Here is a 19,610-nt window from a genome sequence, read left to right on the forward strand (position 1 = left end):
GCCGCCCCGCGACGCGTGCCGTTCACTCGTGATCACTTCACAGGATAATGAACGTCAACAGCCCGCGCATCGGGGTGAGTTCGGCCGCGGTGAGGAGCGTGGCCGCAGGTCGACGGGGGTCTGCCGACGGGGTCCGGGCGTAGCCGTCAGAACGGCACTCCGCAGTGCAGGATGACGTTCGCGTACGGGCGGACCTCGCCTGTGCGGACGACGAGCCGGGCCTCGCGGGTGAGGGTCTTCAGCTCCTCGTGGGGGACGAGCACGAGTCCGGGGAAGAGCCCTTCCAGGAGGGTGGACGTCTCGGGATTGCGGTCCTTGACCTCTGCGGCGGCCGTGGCGCCTTCGATCTCCAGCTCGCCGAGCAGGCCGTCGAGGACCTCGGAGAAGCGGGGCACGCCCGCGCGGAACGCCAGGTCGACCACGTGAGGCCCGTGGGGTCCTTCGGGTACGGGGAGTCCCGCGTCGCAGACGACGACCCGGTCGGTGTGGCCCAACCGCGCCAGGGCGCCCGCGAGATGACGGTTGAGGATGCCCGTCTTCTTCACTCCGGCACAGCTCCTTCTCGCCTCGGCGTCCACGCGTCGGCGTCCTCACCTCGGCGCCTGCCGCCTCTGCTGGTCTCCTGCTTCACCCGCGGCCCGTCGGCCCCCCGCGGTGGGCACGCCCTCCGGGCCGGAAGCCCTCGGGGCCCGGGCCGGACGCCCTTTCGGCCCCCGGGCCGGGACGGGCGCCGGGCGGCGGCCGGAGGGCCGCCGCCCCGCTCGCCGTCGGGCCGTGCCCGGCCTCAGGAGTACTTCTCGACGTTCCGCGCGTTGACGGGCACCACCGGCACCTTGATCTGCGCCTCCGGGTCCGAACCCTCGACCTTGCGGAGCGCGTTGCGTACGGCCATCTTGCCGAGGGCGGCTGGCTGCTGGGCGATCGACGTGTGCATCGTGCCCTTCTTGACGGCCTTGAAGCCGTCGGGCGTGCCGTCGAAGCCGACGACCTTGACGTCCTTGCCGGCCCTGCCGCCCAGTGCCTTGATGGCGCCGAGCGCCATCTCGTCGTTCTCGGCGAAGACGCCGGTGACGCCGGGGTGGGACTGGAGCAGGTTGGTGGTCACGTCGAGGCCCTTGGCCCGGTCGAAGTTCGCGGCCTGCTTACCGACGATCTTGATGCCCGGGTACTTCTTGATGGCCGACATGAAGCCCTTGCCGCGCTCGCGCGAGGCCGAGGTGCCGGGCTGCCCGCGCAGCACGAGGATGCTGCCCTGCTCGCCGAGTTCCTTCGCGAGGGCCTGGGCGGCCTTCTGCCCGCCGGAGACGTTGTCGGAGGCGACAGTCGTCGCGACCTCGGCCTTGTTGACCGTACGGTCGACGGCGACGACCGGGATCCCCGCGTTGTTCGCTGCCTTCACGGAGGGGCCCGCGGCGTCCGAGTCGACCGGATTGATGATGATCGACTTCATGTTCTGGCTGGTGAAGTTCTGGATCTGATTTGCCTGCTGGGAGGCGTCGTCCTGGGCGTCCTGGACGCTCAGCTCGGCGCCGGCGGATTTGGCTTCGGCTTCCGCGCCCTTTTTCATCTCGACGAAGAACGGATTGTTCAGCGTGGAGAGGGCGAGCCCGAGTTTGACGGACCCCTTGTCTCCCGCTTTCCCCGAGTCGCTGCCGCATCCCGTGACGGTGCCTATCAGCGCCACTGCGGCGAGTACCGCGCATGTGCTCTTTCTCTTGCTCATTGCTGCATTTCCTTGCAGTCGACAGCAGATGTAACCACAGACGGCAACAGCCCTCCGACGCGCGGAATTCACGCGCGACGACGGAGTGTATCGAGCAGTACCGCCAGAGCGATCACCGCCCCGATGACCACCTGCTGCCAGAAAATCGAGACCTGGAGCAGATTGAGCCCGTTGCGCAGCACCGCCAGGATCAATGCCCCGATGAGAGTCCCGGACGCCTTGCCCACACCTCCCGAGAGGCTGGCCCCGCCGATGACCACCGCGGCGATGGCGTCCAGTTCGTACCCCATGGCCGCCTGGGGCTGGGCCGACGCCAGGCGTGAGGCCAGCACGATCCCGGCGACCGCGGCGAACGTCCCGGAGAGCGCGTAGATGACGAGCTTCTGCCTCCGCACCCGGATGCCCGACAGGCGTGCGGCCTCCTCGTTGCCCCCGATCGCGTACATCGAGCGCCCGCTGTAGGTGCGCGCCAGTACGAGCGAGGTGATCCCGCCCATCGCCAGCAGCACCAGCAGCGGCACCGGGAGCCAGCCGCCGAGCGTCTCGCCGAGCGTGGCGACGGAGGACGGGAGCGCGATCGGGGTGCCGTCCGAGAAGACGAGGGAGAGGCCCCGTCCCACCGAGAGCATCGCGAGGGTGGCGATGAACGGCGGGAGCTTCCCGTACGCGACGAGGCCGCCGCTGACGAGACCGCAGGCCAGTCCCGTGCCGAGAGCGAGCAGGACGGCCAGCCAGACGGGGAGGCCGCCCGTCGTCGACAGGTAGCCGAGCATGATCGCGGAGAACGCGGCGACGGAACCGACCGACAGGTCGATGCCGCCCGCCACGATGACGAAGGTGACTCCGAACGCGAGGATCGCCGTGACGGCCGCCTGGACACCGACGTTGAGCAGGTTCTGCGTGCTCAGGAAGTCCGTCGACATGACGGTCATCGCCACGACGAGGACGACCAGCGCGCTCAGCGCGCCGTTCTCCAGCAGCACTTTGCGGAGCACCGGCCGAGCGCCCCCCGACCCCCCGGGCCCTCGTCCTCCCGAAGGCCCTTTGCCCAGCCGGTGCCCCTGTCCGTGCCCCGTACCGCTGCCGTTGTGGATGTCAGTGGCCACGGAGGCCCTCCCTGTTCTTCGTCATGTGCACGGGCGCGGTCGCGGCGTGACCGGCGGCCGCGGGCCCGCCGTCCCGGTGGGCGGTGCCGACGGCCAGCGCCATCACGGCGTCCTGCGTGGCGTCACCCGCGGGGAGTTCGCCCGCGATACGGCCCTGGGCCATCACGAGAACGCGGTCGCTCATGCCCAGTACCTCGGGAAGGTCGCTGGAGATCATGAGCACCGCGTGGCCCGAGGCCGTCAACTCGTTGATCAGCTCGTAGATCTCGACCTTCGCGCCGACGTCGATGCCGCGCGTCGGCTCGTCGAGGATCAGCACCCGGCTCTGCGCCAGCAGCCACTTGCCGATGACGACCTTCTGCTGGTTGCCGCCGGAGAGCGTGCCCATGCGCTGGCCCAGCCCGGCCATCCGCACCCCCAGCCGCTCGGCGATCCGGGCGGCGGACTCCTGCTGCCCCGCCAGGTCGACGATCCCGCCGCGTGACGCGCGGCCGAGCGTGACCAGGCCGAGGTTGTCCTGCACGGACGAGTCCAGCAGCAGCCCCTGGCCCTTGCGGTCCTCGGGGACGAGTCCGACGCCCGCGGCCAGGGAGGCGTTGATGTCGTGCCGGCGCAGCCTCCTGCCCTGCACTTCCACCGTGCCCGTGTCGTACGGGTCGGCCCCGAAGACGGCGCGGGCCACCTCCGTACGGCCGGCGCCCACCAGCCCCGCGAGGCCCACGACTTCACCCGCCCGCAGCTCGAATCCGATGTCGCTGAAGGCGCCCGCCCGGCTCAGGCCGGAGACCCTCAGCAGGGGCGTGCCGGTGCCCGGCGCCGTCCGCGTCGCCTCGCCGGTGCGGCCCACCTGACGCGGGTACTGCTGCTCGATGCTGCGCCCGACCATCATGCGGACGAGCTCGTCGCGCGGGGTGCCGGCGGGCGCCTGCCCGACGCTGCGCCCGTCCCGCAGGACGGTGACGCGGTCGCCCAACTCGGCGATCTCCTCCAGGTGATGGGTGATGAAGACGATGCCGACGCCCTCGTCGCGCAGCCGGCGCACGAGGGCGAAGAGCTTCTCCACCTCGTCCGCGGTGAGGGCCGCCGTCGGCTCGTCCATGATGAGGATGCGGGCGTCGAGGCTGAGGGCCTTGGCGATCTCGACCATCTGCGAGCGGGCGATTCCCAGCCGGTGCACGGGCGTCCGGGGGGAGATGTCCACGCCGACGCGGGCCAGGAGTTCGGCGGCGTCCGACTCCATGCGCTTGCGGTCCAGCAGCCCGAAGCGCCGCGGCTGGCGTCCCAGGAAGATGTTCTCGGCCACGCTGAGGTGCGGCACGAGGTTGAACTCCTGGTGCATCGTGGCGATTCCGTACCGCTCGGCGTCGTTGGCGCTGTGGATGCGCGCCGGCCCGCCGTCGCGGAACACCTGCCCGGCGTCCGCCCTGTGGACACCGGAGAGGATCTTGATCAAGGTGCTCTTGCCGGCGCCGTTCTCACCCAGGAGCACGTGGACTTCGCCCGAGCGGAGCTCGAAGTCGACGCCGTCCAGGGCGACGACGTTGGGGAAGGTCTTGCGGATGCCCTGGGTCCGCAGCAGCTCCCGTGCCGGCGGCTGCCGCCGCTCCGGCGGCAGGTCCCCCGGCCGAGGCGTGTGCGGGGGGTCGGGGGTGCTCAACTGCGGCTCCCTTCGCTCTCGCCGCAGGAGCGGCGCGTGACAAGGCGGGCGGTGAGGGTGACGGACGAGGCCGTCCGCCCCTCGACGAGGTCGATCAGCGCTCCGACGGCGCGGTGGCCCAGCTCGGCCGTCGGCTGGGCGATGGCCGTGATCGGGGGATCGGTGTGCAGGAACCACGGGATGTCGTCGAAGGCGGCGAGCGCCATGTCCTGTGGAACCCGCAGGCCGCGGCGGCGCAGCTCGTCCATCGCGCCGAGCGCCATCAGGTTGTCGGTGGCGAAGACGGCGTCGGGCGGCTCGGCGAGGTCGAGGAACGCCTCGGTCGCGCGCCTGCCGCTCTCGGTCTGGAAGTCGCCTTCGCCGATGTACCGGTGGGGGAGGGGCAGGCCGTGCGATTCCAGCGCCTCACGGAAGGCCTCGACGCGCTCGTTGCCCGTCGTCGTCTCGCTGGGCCCGCCGATGATGGCGAGGCGCCGGTGGCCGAGCGCGTGCAGGTGTGCGACGAGGTCGTGGACGGCGGGCCTGCCGTCGGCGTGGACGACGGGCACGTCCAGGCCCGGTATCCACCGGTCGACGAAGACCATGGGGGTGCCGGCCGCGACGGCGTCCCTGATCATCGAGGTGCCGCCGTCCGTGGGCGAGACCAGCAGGCCGTCGATGCGCCGCTCCAGGAGGGTGCGCACGTGGTGCTCCTGCAGGGCGGCGCGTTCGTCGGCGTTGCCGATGACGACGCTGTAGCCGTGTCCGCGGGCGGCGTCCTCGACGGCGCGCGCCAGCTCCGTGAAGAACGGGTTGAGGACGTCGCTGATGACGAGGCCCAGCGTGCGCGTCTGATGGGTCCTCAGGGACCGTGCGACGGCGTTGGGCCGGTAGCCGAGGTCGGTGACCGCGGAGAGCACACGCGTGCGCGTGTCGGGGCGCACGGCCGGGTGGTCGTTGAGGACCCGGGAGACCGTGGCGACGGAGACGCCCGCGGCGAAGGCCACGTCCTTGATGCTGGTCAACTTCCTGACCCGTTCTCGGAGTCGGTCACATGGTAACGATTACATGCGACATGGAACGGGACTCCACCGCCCTCGCGCAAGGGGTTCGCGCGCGATCGTGACGTTGCCCCGCCGCCGTCCGGCCGTCCGGCGGCAGTCCGGCAACTGTCCGCAGGGCGCGGCCCGGTGAGCGTGCCGGGCCCTGCGGCCGGTCCTGTGACCGGTCCGCCCCGCGATGTCGGCGGGCGGCGCTACGGTCTGTCACATGGCCTTCCGGAACGCCGTGCTCGAAGGCGTGCTCGAGCGCATCACTTACGCCAACGAGGAGAACGGGTACACGGTGGCCCGTGTCGACGCGGGCCGCGGCGGCGAACTGCTCACCGTCGTCGGTTCGCTGCTCGGCGCGCAGGTGGGCGAGTCGCTGCGGATGGAGGGCAGTTGGGGCTCCCACCCGCAGTACGGCCGCCAGTTCACCGTCGAGAACTACACCACGGTCCTGCCCGCCACGGTGCAGGGCATCAGGCGCTACCTCGGCTCCGGCCTGATCAAGGGCGTCGGCCCCCGCACCGCCGAGCGCATCGTGGACCACTTCGGCACGGCGACGCTGGAGGTGATCGAGGCCGACCCCGGCAAGCTGATCGAGGTGCCCGGACTCGGCCCGAAGCGCACGAAGAAGATCGCCGCGGCCTGGGAGGAGCAGAAGGCGATCAAGGAGGTGATGATCTTCCTCCAGGGGGTCGGCGTCTCCACGTCGATCGCGGTGCGCATCTACAAGAAGTACGGCGACGCCTCGATCTCCGTGGTGCGGAACGAGCCCTACCGCCTCGCCGCGGACGTGTGGGGCATCGGCTTCCTCACCGCCGACCGCATCGCGCAGTCCGTCGGCATCCCGCACGACAGCCCCGAGCGGGTCAAGGCCGGCCTCCAGTACGCGCTGTCCCAGTCCACGGACCAGGGCCACTGCTACCTGCCGGAGGAGCGGCTGATCTCGGACGCCGTGAAGCTCCTGCAGGTCGACACCGGCCTCGTCATCGACTGCCTGGGCCAACTGGCGGCCGAGGAGGAGGGAGTCGTCAGGGAGAGCGTGCCGGGGGAGGACGGCCGCCCCGTCACGGCGGTCTACCTGGTGCCCTTCCACAGGGCGGAGATCTCGCTGGCCTCGCAGCTGCACCGCCTGCTGCGCGCGTCCGAGGACCGCCTTCCCGCGTTCCGGGACGTCGACTGGGACGCGGCGCTGGCCTGGCTCGCCGCCCGTACCGGAGCGGAGCTGGCCCCCGAGCAGCGGCAGGCGGTGCGGCTCGCGCTGAGCGAGAAGGTCGCCGTGCTGACCGGCGGGCCGGGGTGCGGCAAGTCGTTCACGGTCCGCTCCGTCGTGGAGCTCGCGCGGGCGAAGCGGGCGAAGGTGGTGCTGGCGGCGCCCACGGGCCGCGCCGCGAAGCGCCTGGCCGAGCTGACGGGGGCGGAGGCGTCCACGGTGCACCGGCTGCTGGAGCTGAAGCCCGGCGGCGACGCGGCGTACGACAGGGAGCGTCCGCTGGACGCCGACCTCGTCGTCGTGGACGAGGCGTCGATGCTCGACCTGCTGCTCGCCAACAAGCTGATCAAGGCCGTGCCGCCGGGTGCGCATCTGCTGCTGGTCGGAGACGTGGACCAGCTGCCGTCCGTGGGGGCCGGCGAGGTGCTGCGGGACCTGCTCGCCGAGGAGGGGCCCGTGCCGGCGGTGCGGCTGAAGCGGATCTTCCGCCAGGCCCAGCAGTCCGGTGTGGTGACCAATGCACACCGCATCAACTCGGGGGTGCAGCCCGTCACCCACGGATTGAGTGATTTCTTCCTCTTCGCCGAGGACGACACGGAGGAGGCCGGGCGGCTCACCGTCGACGTGGTCGCCCGCCGCATCCCCGCGAAGTTCGGACTGGATCCCCGCCGGGACGTGCAGGTCCTCGCCCCCATGCACCGGGGCCCGGCCGGGGCGGGGGCGCTGAACGGGCTGCTGCAGCAAGCGCTGACCCCGGGCCGTCCCGACCTCGCGGAAAAGCGTTTCGGCGGAAGGGTTTTCCGCGTGGGCGACAAGGTCACCCAGATTCGTAACAACTACGAGAAGGGTGCGTGCGGCGTCTTCAACGGCACGGTCGGTGTGGTCACGGCCCTGCATCCCGACGATCAGCGCCTGACCGTACGCACCGACGAGGACGAGGAGGTGGACTACGAGTTCGACGAGCTGGACGAACTGGCCCACGCGTACGCCGTCACCATCCACCGCTCGCAGGGCAGCGAGTACCCGGCTGTGGTGATTCCCGTCACGACGGGTGCCTGGATGATGCTGCAGCGCAATTTGCTCTATACGGCGGTGACCAGGGCAAAGCGACTGGTGGTGCTGGTGGGGTCGCGCAGGGCGATCGGCCAGGCAGTGCGCACGGTCTCGGCTGGTCGGCGCTGCACCGCACTGGACCACCGTCTGCTCGGCCGTTCCGTGCAGAGCGATGGAGAGCAAGCGGTTCCGGGGGGTGACCGGCGCCGTGTCGAGGGTGCAGGATGTTGAGAAAGACCACGGCACTGCGTGCCACCACAGAGCCCATTGGCCGACCCCGAGTGCACCGCACCGCACGGAGTGGGGGACAGTGAACTGGTCAGGGCACCTCGAAGAAGAGGCACTACGTCGGTGAGGGAAGACGTGAGCGACAACTCTGTAGTACTTCGGTACGGGGACGATGAACACAGCTTTCCCGTCGTCGACAGCACGGTCGGTGACCGTGGGTTCGACATCGGAAAGCTGCGCGCCGAGACCGGTCTGGTGACCCTGGATTCGGGCTACGGCAACACCGCCGCGTACAAGTCCGCCATCACGTATCTCGACGGTGAGCAGGGCATCCTGCGCTACCGCGGATATCCGATCGAGCAGCTGGCGGAGCGGGGCACGTTCCTGGAGACGGCCTACCTGCTGATCAACGGCGAGTTGCCGACCGTCGACCAGCAGGCCGCGTTCAAGGACGAGGTCACCCGCCACACCCTGCTGCACGAGGACGTCAAGCGTTTCTACGACGGGTTCCCGCGTGACGCACACCCGATGGCGATGCTGTCGTCGGTGGTCAGCGCGCTGTCGACGTTCTACCAGGACAGCCACAACCCGTTCGACCAGGAGCAGCGGCACCTGTCGACCATAAGGCTGCTGGCCAAGCTGCCCACGATCGCGGCCTACGCCTACAAGAAGGCCATCGGCCACCCCGTGGTCTACCCGCGCAACGACCTCGGCTACGTCGAGAACTTCCTGCGCATGACCTTCTCCGTGCCCGCGGCGGAGTACGAGCTGGACCCGGTCGTGGTGAACGCCCTGGACAAGCTGCTGATCCTGCACGCGGACCACGAGCAGAACTGCTCGACCTCCACCGTCCGGCTGGTGGGCTCCTCGCAGGCGAACATGTTCGCCTCCATCTCGGCGGGCATCAACGCGCTGTGGGGGCCGCTGCACGGCGGCGCGAACCAGAGCGTCCTGGAGATGCTGCAGGGCATCAAGGCGTCCGGCTCCGATGTTGATTCCTTCATCCGCAAGGTGAAGGACAAGGAGGACGGCGTAAAGCTGATGGGCTTCGGCCACCGCGTCTACAAGAACTTCGACCCCCGGGCGCAGATCATCAAGGCCGCGGCGCACGACGTCCTCTCCGCGCTGGGCAAGAGCGACGAACTCCTCGACATCGCACTGAAACTCGAGGAACGGGCCCTGAGCGACGACTACTTCGTCTCGCGGAAGCTCTACCCCAACGTGGACTTCTACACGGGTCTGATCTACCGGGCCATGGGCTTCCCGACCAGCATGTTCACGGTGCTGTTCGCGCTGGGCCGGCTGCCCGGCTGGATCGCCCAGTGGCACGAGATGATCAAGGAGCCGGGTTCCCGCATCGGCCGCCCGCGCCAGATCTACACCGGTGTCGTCGAGCGCGAGTACGTTCCCATCGAATCCCGCTGACCCGCGGGTGACCCTGGCTGTACACTCCGTGACACCGCCCAGGGGAGTGCTCAAGGAAGGCCCCATCCAGGCGGATTGGGGCCTTCCGCATGTGCAGATCCCGGACGAGACGTAGGTCACAGAAATTGGGGGGTAACCATTGCCCGGGGTCGGACGTCTAACCGGGTGGCAGCGGCCCCCGGCGGAGTCGCCGCCACCCACCGGGTGCGTCTTTGGGGGACGCGCACGGATGGCACCATCGGCAAGCGTGCCCGGGGAGCTTGAGCGGCCCTCCCGTCCGTACGTGCAGCCAGTAAGCACCCGGCCAGGATCCCGTGGGGGGAATCCGTGACCGGGAAACGGGAGCGCCCCGTCGACAGGCCCGTGGGGGGACCTGCTCGGCGGGGCGCTTTTCGTTCGTCCCGCGACGGGCCGGAATCTCCTCCCAAAGCTTGCGGAGTCGGATGTTCCGGGTGACTTCCGTAAGAGTCGCGGTGTGCCGGGAGCTGACGGCCGGCGGTCACAGCATCTTCACGTTTCCCTCACGCCCTGTGGCCGCGTGGCCGCGAGAGCGCGCGGCCCGGTCCGTCAGCGGAACCGGCGCAGCCGGAGGCTGTTGGTGACGACGAAGACCGACGAGAAGGCCATGGCGGCTCCGGCGATCATCGGGTTGAGCAGCCCGGCGGCCGCGAGCGGCAGTGCCGCGACGTTGTAGCCGAAGGCCCACCACAGGTTGCCCTTGATGGTGCCCAGCGTCCTGCGGGCCAGCCTGATCGCGTCCGCCGCCACCCGCAGATCCCCCCGCACGAGGGTGAGATCGCCGGCTTCGATGGCGGCGTCGGTCCCCGTGCCCATCGCGAGGCCGAGGTCCGCGCTCGCCAGGGCCGCCGCGTCGTTGACGCCGTCCCCGACCATGGCCACCGTGCGCCCCTCGGACTGCAGCCGTCGCACCTGCTCGGCCTTGTCCTCCGGCAGCACCTCCGCGATCACGCCGCCCTCGCCCTCGATGCCGACCTCGCGGGCGACGGCCTCGGCCACGGTCCGGTTGTCGCCCGTGAGCAGCACCGGGGTGAGCCCGAGCTGCCTGAGTTCACGGACCGCCTGCGCGCTGCTCGCCTTCACGGTGTCGGAGACGGTGAGCACGCCCCGCACGGCGCCGTCCCAGCTGACGGCCACGGCGGTACGCCCCGCAGCCTCCGCCTCGGCCTTGGCGCGGGCCAACCCGTCCGGCAGTACGGCCCGTTCGGCCGCGGGGCCGCCGCCGGCGCCGTCCCGGCCCTCCGCCGGGCCGGACGGGGGGCGTCCGATGCGGACGTGCCGCCCCTCGACCGTGCCCTGTACGCCGACGCCCGCGAGGTTCTCGAAGTCCTCCGGCACCGGAAGCGGCGGCGCGTCCTCCGCGGCGCGCTCCCGCGCGCCCTGCGCGATCGCCCGCGCGATGGGGTGTTCGGAGGCGTCCTCCAGTGCGCCCGCGACCCTCAGGAGTCCGGCCTCGCTGACGCCCTCGCCGGGCACCACGTCCCGCAGCGCCATGCGCCCCGTCGTGACCGTCCCCGTCTTGTCCAGGACGACGGTGTCGACGCGCCGCGTCGACTCCAGGACCTCCGGCCCGCGGATGAGGATGCCGAGCTGGGCCCCGCGTCCGGTGCCGACCATCAGGGCCGTCGGGGTCGCCAGCCCCAGCGCGCAGGGGCAGGCGATGATGAGCACCGCGACGGCGGCCGTGAAGGCGGCCGTGACGTCGCCGGAGGCCAGCAGCCAGCCGGCGAGCGTGGCCAGGGCGAGGACGAGGACCACGGGGACGAAGACCGCCGAGACCCGGTCCGCGAGCCGCTGCACGGCCGCCTTGCCGCTCTGCGCCTCCTCCACCCTCCGGGCCATGCGCGCGAGCTGGGTGTCGGCGCCGACCCGCGAGGCGGTGACGACCAGCCGTCCCGAGACGTTGACCGTGGCGCCGGTGACGGCGTCCCCGGCCGTGACGTCCACGGGTACCGACTCGCCCGTCAGCATCGAGGCGTCGACGGCCGAACTCCCCTCCTCGACCGTGCCGTCCGTGGCAACGGTCTCGCCGGGACGTACGACGAAGCGGTCCCCCACGGCGAGTTCGGCGACCGGGACCCTCGTCTCCACGCCGTTACGCAGTACGCCGACGTCCCTGGCGCCGAGGCGCATCAGCGCCCGCAGGGCCGCGCCCGCCTTCCGCTTGGCGCGGGCTTCGAGGTAGCGGCCCAGGAGGAGGAATGTCGTGACGCCGGCGGCGACTTCGAGGTAGAGGGCCGACGCTCCCTCCGCACCCTGCCGGGAGAGCGTGAAGTCGAAGCCGTGCCGCATCCCCGGCATTCCGGCGTCCCCGAAGAACAGCGCCCACAGGGACCAGCCGAAAGCGGCCAGCGTGCCGACGCTGATCAAGGTGTCCATGGTGGCCGCGCCGTGCCGCAGGTTCGTCCAGGCGGCGCGGTGGAACGGCAGTCCGCCCCACACGACGACGGGGGCGGCGAGGGTGAGCGAGAGCCATTGCCAGTTGTCGAACTGCAGCGGGGGCACCATCGCCAGCAGCACGACGGGAAGGGACAGGGCGAGCGCGGTGAGGAACCGCTGCCGCAGCGCACGCAGTTCGCCGGCCGCGGCATCCTCCTCGCCGTTCTCCCCGGGGGCCACGCGGCCCGTCCCGGCGTCGCCGGCCGCGCCCCGCGCTTCCGCCTCCGCCTCCGCCTTGGCGGCGGGCGGCTGCGGGGGAGGCGCCTCGGCGGTGTAGCCGGTGCGCTCGACCGTGGCGACGAGGTCGTCGACGGAGACCGCGTCCGCGTAGGAGATCCTGGCCTTCTCCGTCGCGTAGTTGACGCTGGCGCTGACGCCGTCCATGCGGTTCAGCTTCTTCTCGACGCGTGCCGCGCACGAGGCGCACGTCATGCCGCCGATCGACAGCTCCACCCGCCGGGTGGCCGCCGCCCCGTCCACGTCCTCCCGGCTGCCGCCGGGAGGCGGGACCGGGGCCCCCTGTGCCGTAACGCTGGTCATCGTGGCCTCCTTCGCGCCGTCAGGCGCGTCCCGCCAGTTCGTAGCCCGCTTCGTCCACGGCGGCGCGGACGGTCTCCTCGTCCAGTTCGGCGGCGGAGGTGACGGTCACCTCGCCGGTGGAGGCGGTGGCCTTCACCGAGGTCACCCCCTCGATCGCGGAGAGCTCCTCGACGACCGCTCCCTCGCAGTGACCGCAGGTCATGCCGGTGACCTTGTATGTGGTGACAGTGCTCATCCCTCGCTCCAGTTCCTTGTCTCCGGGCCTTGGCCTTCCGGTCAACACTATACCCCCCCTAGGTATTCCCGGAGTCGGCGGAAGCCTGCACGGCGCGGGTCCCCGGCGCGTGCGCGGGGCCCGCTCCGGCGTGCGGCAGGGCATGAGAGAGGCCCCGTGCGGCGTTCCCCCGGAACTGCTCCGGGAGAACGCCGCACGGGGCCCTCTGGAAACGGTGCGGACAGGCCGCGGTCCGCCGTCAGCGCCCTCCTCGGTGGCCGGGGCGGCGAGCGACCCAGGCCCGGACGGTGTCCGCGTACCAGAACGGCTTGCCCCGCTCGACGAGATCGGGCGGTGGCAGCAGGCCGTGCTTGCGGTACGAGCGCACCGTGTCCGTCTGGACTCCGATGTGCGCGGCGATGTCCTTGTACGACCAGAGTCGTCGATCGGGCAACTCGGCACCTCCCACACGAGCCACGGTCGTGGCTGTCGATCGTCAGGCTGTGTCCGGTGAACGACACTGAGTGACAAGCGGGGAGGGCCTGTTGAGGATCTGTGACGTACCGCCCGTGCAATGGTGACGTCCGTGACGCGCGCGGCACGGCGGATCGCGCGCGTCACGGAGCGGCCGGTCCGGCGGCCGCGGCCGCCGTCAACTGCCCGGAGGCGCCGCGGAGTCAGGCTCCGCAGCCCCGCAGGAAGCGGCGGGTCCGCTCGGCGATCGGGAACGGCTGGTCGGGCGGGCAGGGGTACATGTCCTGCTCGACGATGGCGAAGAGGTCCACCCCGAGGCCCTGGGCGGCGGTGAGCACCGGCTCCATCGCGGGGACGCCCAGCGGCGGTTCGCACATCACGCCCTGCCGCACGGCCGGCCCGAAGGGGGTGCCCTTCCGGACGACGTCCTCGAGGATCCGGGGGTCGACCTGCTTCAGGTGCAGGTAGCCGATCCGCTCCCCGTACGTCTCGATCAGCTTGACGCTGTCACCGCCGCAGTACGCGTAATGACCGGTGTCGAGGCAGAGGTTGACCAGGTCGCGGTCGGTCGCGTCGAGGAAGCGCTCGACGTGCTCCTCGGTGTCGATGTGGGTGTCGGCGTGGGGGTGGACCATGATCCCCAGCCCGTACCGTTCCCGGACTTCGCGGGCCAGCCGCTCCGTGCCGCTCGCGAGGTGCCGCCACTGCTCGGGGGTCAGTTCGCTGTCCTCGATGAGCTCGGCCGTCTTGTCGTCGCGCCAGAAGGAGGGGATGACGACGAGGTTCTCCGCGCCCATCGCCTGCGTGAGGGCCGCGACTTGGCTGACGTGCTCCCACGTGGCGTCCCACACCTCGGGTCCGCGGTGCAGCGAGGTGAAGACGGTGCCGGCGGAGACCTTCAGGTTCCGTGACGCGACCTCGTCGCCGAGGCGGGCCGGGTCCGTGGGGAGGTAGCCGTAGGGGCCCAGTTCGATCCATTCGTAGCCGGCTTGCGCGACCTCGTCGAGGAAGCGCTGCCACGGCACCTGCTGGGGGTCCTCCGGGAACCAGACGCCCCACGAGTCGGGGGCCGAGCCGACCCGGATGCGGTCGAGGGAGGGATTCACGGAACTCACGGAAGGGCTCCTCGGGTACGTGCGGGTGAGCCTGCGGGCCAGGCCCCGGGCGGGTCCGGGGCACGGGGGCGAGCCAACTCGGTGCGCGGCGGCACTGTCAAGAGTTTGTTAGGACAACGTTTCATACGGACGTACGGCTGCCGGGTGGTCCCGCTGGTCACCGTAGTGGCCGTCTCCGGGCAGGACGTCAGTATGTAAGGACAAACTATTGACAGGTGTCGAGGGCAGCACTGACGATGAGGAACCGGACCGGGAAGCGCCGAGCGCGAGGAAGACCGAACGGGAAGGGGCGTTCATGGCAGCCACGGCACAGCCGCACGACGTCGTCACGATGGGCCGCATCGGCGTCGACATCTACCCGCTGCAGACGGGCGTGCCGCTGCCGCAGGTCGAGACGTTCGGGAAGTTCCTCGGCGGCTCCGCCACCAACGTGGCCGTCGCCGCGGCACGGCTCGGCCGCTCCAGCGCCGTCATCAGCCGCACCGGCGACGACCCCTTCGGCGAGTACTGCCACCAGGCGCTGCGCGGCTTCGGCGTCGACGACCGCTGGGTGACGCCGGTGAAGCGCTACCCGACGCCCGTCACCTTCTGCGAGATCTTCCCGCCCGACGACTTCCCGCTCTACTTCTACCGCGAGCCCAAGGCGCCCGACCTCGAACTGCGCACGGAGGACCTGGACAGGGACGCCGTCGAGAACTCCGGCATCTTCTGGGTGACCGGCACCGGCCTGTGCGCCGAACCCAGCCGCACCACCACCCTGGCGGCGCTCGAGACGCGGGCGGAGAGCCTGGAGGCCGCCGGCCCTGAAGACCGGCGCACCGCAACGGTCTTCGACATGGACTGGCGCCCCATGTTCTGGGGCCGCGCGGAAGGGGACGCGGACGCCGGCGAGCCCGGTGAGGCGATGGCCGAGGCCCGCCCGTACTACCGCCAGGCGCTGGCCCACGCCACCGTCGCCGTCGGCAATCTCGACGAGTGCGAAGTCGCCACCGGCACCCGTGAACCGCAGGCATGCGCCGACGCCCTGCTGGAAGCCGGGGTCGAGCTGGCCGTCGTCAAGCAGGGCCCGAAGGGGGTGCTCGCGGCGCACCGGGACGGCACCCGGGCCGAGGCGCCGCCCCACCCGGTCGAGGTCGTCAACGGGCTGGGCGCGGGGGACGCCTTCGGCGGTTCGCTGTGCCACGCGCTGCTCTCCGGCTGGGACCTCGAGTACGCCATGCGCTACGCCAACGCCGCCGGTGCCCTCGTCGCCTCGCGGCTCGCCTGCTCCACCGCGATGCCCACCGCCCCGGAGGTCGAGGCCCTGATGCGCGGCTGAACCCCGCCCGTCCGCCCTCCGGCTTGCCGCCCCTCCGGTTCGCCGCCCGCCGAGGCCCGTCCCGTGGCGGAACGCCCCGGCCGTCCCCCGCGTGCACACCCGGCCACGAAAGTGAGTCCCCTTGAGCAGCATCAGCATCCGTGACCTCTCCGCCGTACGGGCCGGCCACCCGGAGGCGATCGCGGAGGCTGCCGCCAGACGCGCCCGGCGCCCCCTGGTGGGCGGCACCGGCCGGTTGATGATCGTCGCCGCGGACCATCCGGCGCGCGGCGCCCTCGGCACGGGCGGCAGCCCGCTCGCCATGGCCAACAGGGCCGGCCTGCTGGAGCGGCTGACGCTGGCGCTCTCCCGGCCCGGCGTGGACGGCGTGCTGGCGACCGCCGACATCCTGGAGGACCTGCTGCTGCTCGGCGCCCTCGAGAACAAGATCGTCATGGGCTCCATGAACCGCGGCGGCCTCTACGGCGCACGCTTCGAGCTGGACGACAGGTTCACGGGATACCGGGCCCAGGACATAGCGCGGCTCCGCTTCGACGCGGGCAAGGCGCTGCTGCGCATCGACTACGACGACCCCGGCTCGCTGTCCACGATGGTCGCCACCGCACGGGCGGTCGACGAGATGGCCGGCCACCGGCTGCCCGTCTTCGTCGAGCCCTTCATCTCGCGCCGCGTGGGCGGAGCCGTGACCAACGACCTGAGCGCCGAGGCCGTCACCCGTTCCATCGCCATCGCCTCCGGGCTCGGAGGCACGTCCGCGTACACCTGGCTGAAGCTGCCGGTGGCCGAGAACCCCGACGACATGGCCTGGGTCGCCGAGACCTCCACGCTGCCGGTCGTCCTCCTCGGCGGCGAGACGAACGGTGACCAGGACGGCGCGTACGAGAAGTGGCGCACGGCGCTGCGCCTGCCGACGGTCCGGGGGCTGGTCGCCGGACGGTCCCTGCTCTACCCCGCGGACGGCGACGTGGCCGCCGCCGTGGACACCGCCGTGGGGCTCCTCTGAGCGGCGGCCCGGCGTGCCCGCCGCGGGACGGACGGCCTCCCGCGAGGCTGCGCGGCCCCTCGGGCGGCCACGACCCGATGTTTCCGGAGCGGCAGAGAGTCGAGGATGACGAACATGACTGGGAGCACTGAAGGAACGCCCGCGACGCCGGGGACGGGCGGCGGACTGCACCTGCGGGCGGGCAGCGCCGCCGCCGGGCCGTACGCCCTGGACGTGGACCCCGCACGCGCCGGCTGGGGGTACTCCTCGCTGCGCGTGCTGGAGCTGGAACCCGGCGGCTCGCACGAGTTCGACGCCGGGGACAGCGAATGGATCGTCCTCCCGCTGAGCGGCGGCTGCGCCGTCACCACCGAGGGGGCCGCGTTCTCCCTGCACGGACGCCGCAGCGTCTTCGACGGCGTCAGCGACTTCGCCTACGTGCCGCGTGACGCGAGAGCCACCGTCACGAGCGAGGCCGGCGGCCGTTTCGCGCTCACCGGCGCCCGCTGCACCCGGCGCCTGCCCGCGCGGTACGGCCCGGCGTCCGGCGTGCCCGTGGAGCTGCGCGGCAGCGGCACCTGCTCCCGGCAGGTCAACAACTTCGCCGCGGCCGGGGTGTTCGAGGCGGACCAGCTCATCGCCGTGGAGGTGCTCACGCCGGGCGGCAACTGGTCCTCGTACCCGCCGCACAAGCACGACGAGCACCGGCCGGGCGTGGAGAGCGAACTGGAGGAGATCTACTACTTCGAGATCGCCCCCCACCGCACCGGCGAGGAGGCGGTTCCCGGCCTCGGCTACCAGCGCGTCTCGCCCTCCGGCCCGGGCAGCTCGACGGACGTGCTCGCAGAGGTGCGCCACGGCGACGCCGTCCTGATCCCGGACGGCTGGCACGGGCCGTCGATGGCCGCCCCGGGCCACGACATGTACTACCTGAACGTGATGGCCGGTCCGGGGCTGGAGCGTGCGTGGCTTATCTGCGACCATCCAGACCACGCCTGGATCCGAGGCAGCTGGGAGCACCAGCCTGTCGATCCAAGGCTTCCGCTCTACGAGGCGCCGACAGTGGAAGGGGAGGGCGGCAAGTGAGCTCAGCGGAGACCAGGACCGGCGCCAGGGACGCGACGCTGCGGCTGACCGTCGCCCAGGCCCTCGTCCGCTTCCTGTCCGCGCAGTACACGGAACGCGACGGGCAGCGGCACCGTCTCGTCGACGCCTGCTGGGGCATCTTCGGGCACGGCAACGTCGCGGGCCTCGGGCAGGCGCTCGTGGAGAGCGGCCAGGGGGACGGCGCGCCGCTCCGCTTCCTCCAGGGCCGCAACGAGCAGGCCATGGTGCACGCGGCGGTCGGGTACGCCCGCCAGCGCAACCGCCTCTCGGCACACGCCGTCACCACCTCGATCGGTCCCGGCGCCACCAACCTCGTCACCGGCGCGGCCCTCGCCACCGTCAACCGCATCCCGGTGCTGCTGCTGCCCGGCGACACCTTCGCCACCCGCCCCGCCGACCCCGTGCTCCAGCAGCTCGAAGTGCCCTGGGCGGGCGACGTGTCCGTCAACGACTCCCTGCGTCCCGTCTCCCGCTACTTCGACCGCGTGCACCGTCCGGAGGCGCTGATCCCGGCGGCGCTCCAGGCGATGCGCGTCCTGTCCGACCCGGTGGAGACCGGCGCCGTCACGCTCGCGCTGCCGCAGGACGTGCAGGCCGAGGCGTACGACTGGCCTGCGGAGTTCTTCGCCGAGCGCGTCTGGCGCGTACGCCGCCATGTCCCGGAGGCCGCCGAGGTCGCCGCCGCCGCCGAGGCCGTGCGTGCCGCGCGGCGGCCGCTGATCATCGCCGGCGGCGGCGTGCACCACAGCGAGGCCGAGGACGCGCTGCGCGCGCTGGCGGACGCCACCGGCATCCCTGTTGCCAGCACCCAGGCGGGCAAGGGCTCCCTGCGTCACGACCACCCCGCCGACGTGGGCGGAGTCGGCCACACCGGCACGGCCGCCGCGAACGAGCTGGCCCGCACCGCCGACCTCGTCATCGGAGCCGGCACCCGGTACAGCGACTTCACGACCGCCTCCCACACGCTCTTCGCCGAACCCGGCGTCCGCTTCCTCAACGTCAACGTCGCCGCGTTCGACGCGCACAAGATGGCGGGGCAGACCCTCGTCGCCGACGCACGGGCCGGACTGGAGGCGCTGACGGGTGCGCTGCTCGGCCACCGCGTCGCCACCGCCTACGAGGAGGAGTACGCGCGGGCCAAGGCGGACTGGGAGCGCGTCGTGGACTCGGCTTACGCAGCGAAGGACGAGGGCGTGCGGCCGACGCAGGCGCAGGTGCTGGGCGCCCTGGACTCGGTGGTGGGCGACGACGACGTCGTCGTGAACGCCGCGGGCTCCCTCCCCGGCGACCTGCACAAGCTGTGGCGGGCCCGCTCCCCCCGGCAGTACCACCTGGAGTACGGCTACTCCTGCATGGGCTACGAGATCCCCGGCTCCATCGGCGTGCGGCTCGCCGCCCCGGAGGCGCCCGTGTGGGCCCTCGTCGGCGACGGGACGTACCTGATGCTGCCGACGGAGCTGGTCACGGCCGTCCAGGAAGGCGTCGACATCAACGTGGTGCTGCTGCAGAACCACGGCTACGCGTCGATCGGCGGCCTGTCCGAGCAGACGGGCGCCGAACGCTTCGGCACCGCCTACCGCCACCGCGCCGCGGACGGCGGCTACACGGGCGAGCCGCTGCCCGTCGATCTCGCCGCCAACGCCGCCTCGCTGGGCATGGACGTCATCCGCGCGGAGAACCTCGGCGAGCTGCGCACCGGGCTCGCACAGGCGCGGGCGTCCAGCCGGCCGACGTGCGTGTACGTCGAGACGGAGACCGGCCCGGCCGCGCCGGCGGCCCCGGGACCCACGGCATGGTGGGACGTCGTCGTCGCCGAGACCTCCGGGCGTCCGGCGGCGCGCAGGGCGCGTGAGGAGTACGAACGCCATGCCTCGGCGAGGCGCCGCCACCTGTGAACGCCCGCGGCACCCGGGCGCCGTCCTCGCGCGGCCCCGCACCCATACCCCCGCAGACTCGCAACTCCCTGAAGAAAG

General features: G+C 71.8%; 13 protein-coding genes and 1 pseudogene. 6 read left to right on the forward strand and 8 right to left on the reverse strand.

Annotated features, from left to right (window positions below; translation table 11 throughout):
* Nucleotides 1–146 precede the first annotated feature (146 nt).
* The 4 genes and pseudogenes from rbsD to H181DRAFT_RS25395 form a co-directional block, all read right to left on the reverse strand.
* Nucleotides 147–545 (reverse strand): D-ribose pyranase, encoded by a 399-nt coding sequence (rbsD, locus tag H181DRAFT_RS25375; protein WP_045866749.1) that lies wholly within the window; start codon nucleotides 543–545, stop codon nucleotides 147–149.
* A gap of 239 nt (nucleotides 546–784) precedes the next feature.
* Nucleotides 785–2,718 (reverse strand): annotated as a pseudogene (locus H181DRAFT_RS30085) (substrate-binding domain-containing protein).
* Nucleotides 2,719–2,818: 100 nt separating this feature from the next.
* Nucleotides 2,819–4,444, reverse strand: coding sequence for a sugar ABC transporter ATP-binding protein (locus H181DRAFT_RS25390; protein WP_045866799.1), 1,626 nt, complete (start codon nucleotides 4,442–4,444; stop codon nucleotides 2,819–2,821).
* A 38-nt stretch (nucleotides 4,445–4,482) separates the two neighbouring features.
* The gene (locus H181DRAFT_RS25395; protein ID WP_045866751.1) at nucleotides 4,483–5,490 is read right to left on the reverse strand and encodes a LacI family DNA-binding transcriptional regulator; all 1,008 of its coding nucleotides are present in this window, start codon (nucleotides 5,488–5,490) and stop codon (nucleotides 4,483–4,485) included.
* Nucleotides 5,491–5,734: 244 nt separating this feature from the next.
* On the opposite strand from H181DRAFT_RS25395, the gene H181DRAFT_RS25400 reads away from it, so the two are divergent.
* Both H181DRAFT_RS25400 and H181DRAFT_RS25405 read left to right on the forward strand, forming a co-directional pair.
* Complete coding sequence (locus H181DRAFT_RS25400; RefSeq protein WP_107068846.1) at nucleotides 5,735–8,008, forward strand: SF1B family DNA helicase RecD2; 2,274 nt, start codon at nucleotides 5,735–5,737, stop codon at nucleotides 8,006–8,008.
* Between the two features lie 132 nt (nucleotides 8,009–8,140).
* The gene (locus tag H181DRAFT_RS25405; protein ID WP_045866753.1) at nucleotides 8,141–9,430 is read left to right on the forward strand and encodes a citrate synthase; all 1,290 of its coding nucleotides are present in this window, start codon (nucleotides 8,141–8,143) and stop codon (nucleotides 9,428–9,430) included.
* Nucleotides 9,431–9,997: 567 nt separating this feature from the next.
* On the opposite strand, the gene H181DRAFT_RS25410 is transcribed toward H181DRAFT_RS25405, so the two are convergent.
* The 4 genes from H181DRAFT_RS25410 to H181DRAFT_RS25425 all read right to left on the reverse strand — a co-directional run bounded on the left by H181DRAFT_RS25410 (nucleotide 9,998) and on the right by H181DRAFT_RS25425 (nucleotide 14,230).
* Complete coding sequence (locus tag H181DRAFT_RS25410) at nucleotides 9,998–12,427, reverse strand: heavy metal translocating P-type ATPase (RefSeq protein WP_045866754.1); 2,430 nt, start codon at nucleotides 12,425–12,427, stop codon at nucleotides 9,998–10,000.
* Nucleotides 12,428–12,446: 19 nt separating this feature from the next.
* On the reverse strand, nucleotides 12,447–12,662 hold the full coding sequence (locus H181DRAFT_RS25415) for a heavy-metal-associated domain-containing protein (protein ID WP_078895963.1): 216 nt from the start codon (nucleotides 12,660–12,662) through the stop codon (nucleotides 12,447–12,449).
* 238 nt (nucleotides 12,663–12,900) lie between these two features.
* Nucleotides 12,901–13,095, reverse strand: a complete 195-nt coding sequence (locus H181DRAFT_RS25420) for a helix-turn-helix transcriptional regulator (protein WP_028431906.1) — start codon at nucleotides 13,093–13,095, stop codon at nucleotides 12,901–12,903.
* 223 nt (nucleotides 13,096–13,318) lie between these two features.
* Complete coding sequence (locus H181DRAFT_RS25425; RefSeq protein WP_107068847.1) at nucleotides 13,319–14,230, reverse strand: sugar phosphate isomerase/epimerase family protein; 912 nt, start codon at nucleotides 14,228–14,230, stop codon at nucleotides 13,319–13,321.
* Between the two features lie 295 nt (nucleotides 14,231–14,525).
* Here H181DRAFT_RS25425 and iolC point away from each other — a divergent pair, with 295 nt between their 5' ends.
* From iolC to iolD, 4 genes are all read left to right on the forward strand, one after another.
* Nucleotides 14,526–15,548 (forward strand): 5-dehydro-2-deoxygluconokinase, encoded by a 1,023-nt coding sequence (iolC, locus tag H181DRAFT_RS25430; RefSeq protein WP_045866800.1) that lies wholly within the window; start codon nucleotides 14,526–14,528, stop codon nucleotides 15,546–15,548.
* 121 nt (nucleotides 15,549–15,669) lie between these two features.
* Nucleotides 15,670–16,551, forward strand: a complete 882-nt coding sequence (locus H181DRAFT_RS25435; RefSeq protein WP_045866757.1) for a Cgl0159 family (beta/alpha)8-fold protein — start codon at nucleotides 15,670–15,672, stop codon at nucleotides 16,549–16,551.
* A 114-nt stretch (nucleotides 16,552–16,665) separates the two neighbouring features.
* Complete coding sequence (iolB, locus tag H181DRAFT_RS25440) at nucleotides 16,666–17,616, forward strand: 5-deoxy-glucuronate isomerase (protein WP_045866801.1); 951 nt, start codon at nucleotides 16,666–16,668, stop codon at nucleotides 17,614–17,616.
* Nucleotides 17,613–19,532: a 3D-(3,5/4)-trihydroxycyclohexane-1,2-dione acylhydrolase (decyclizing) gene (gene iolD / locus H181DRAFT_RS25445; protein ID WP_045866758.1), complete on the forward strand. Its 1,920-nt coding sequence runs from the start codon at nucleotides 17,613–17,615 to the stop codon at nucleotides 19,530–19,532. Before iolB ends, iolD begins: the two co-directional genes overlap by 4 nt.
* Nucleotides 19,533–19,610 lie beyond the last annotated feature (78 nt).

It is taken from the genome of Streptomyces sp. WMMB 714 (assembly GCF_900090125.1).
Taxonomy (GTDB): Bacteria; Actinomycetota; Actinomycetes; order Streptomycetales; family Streptomycetaceae; genus Streptomyces; species Streptomyces daqingensis.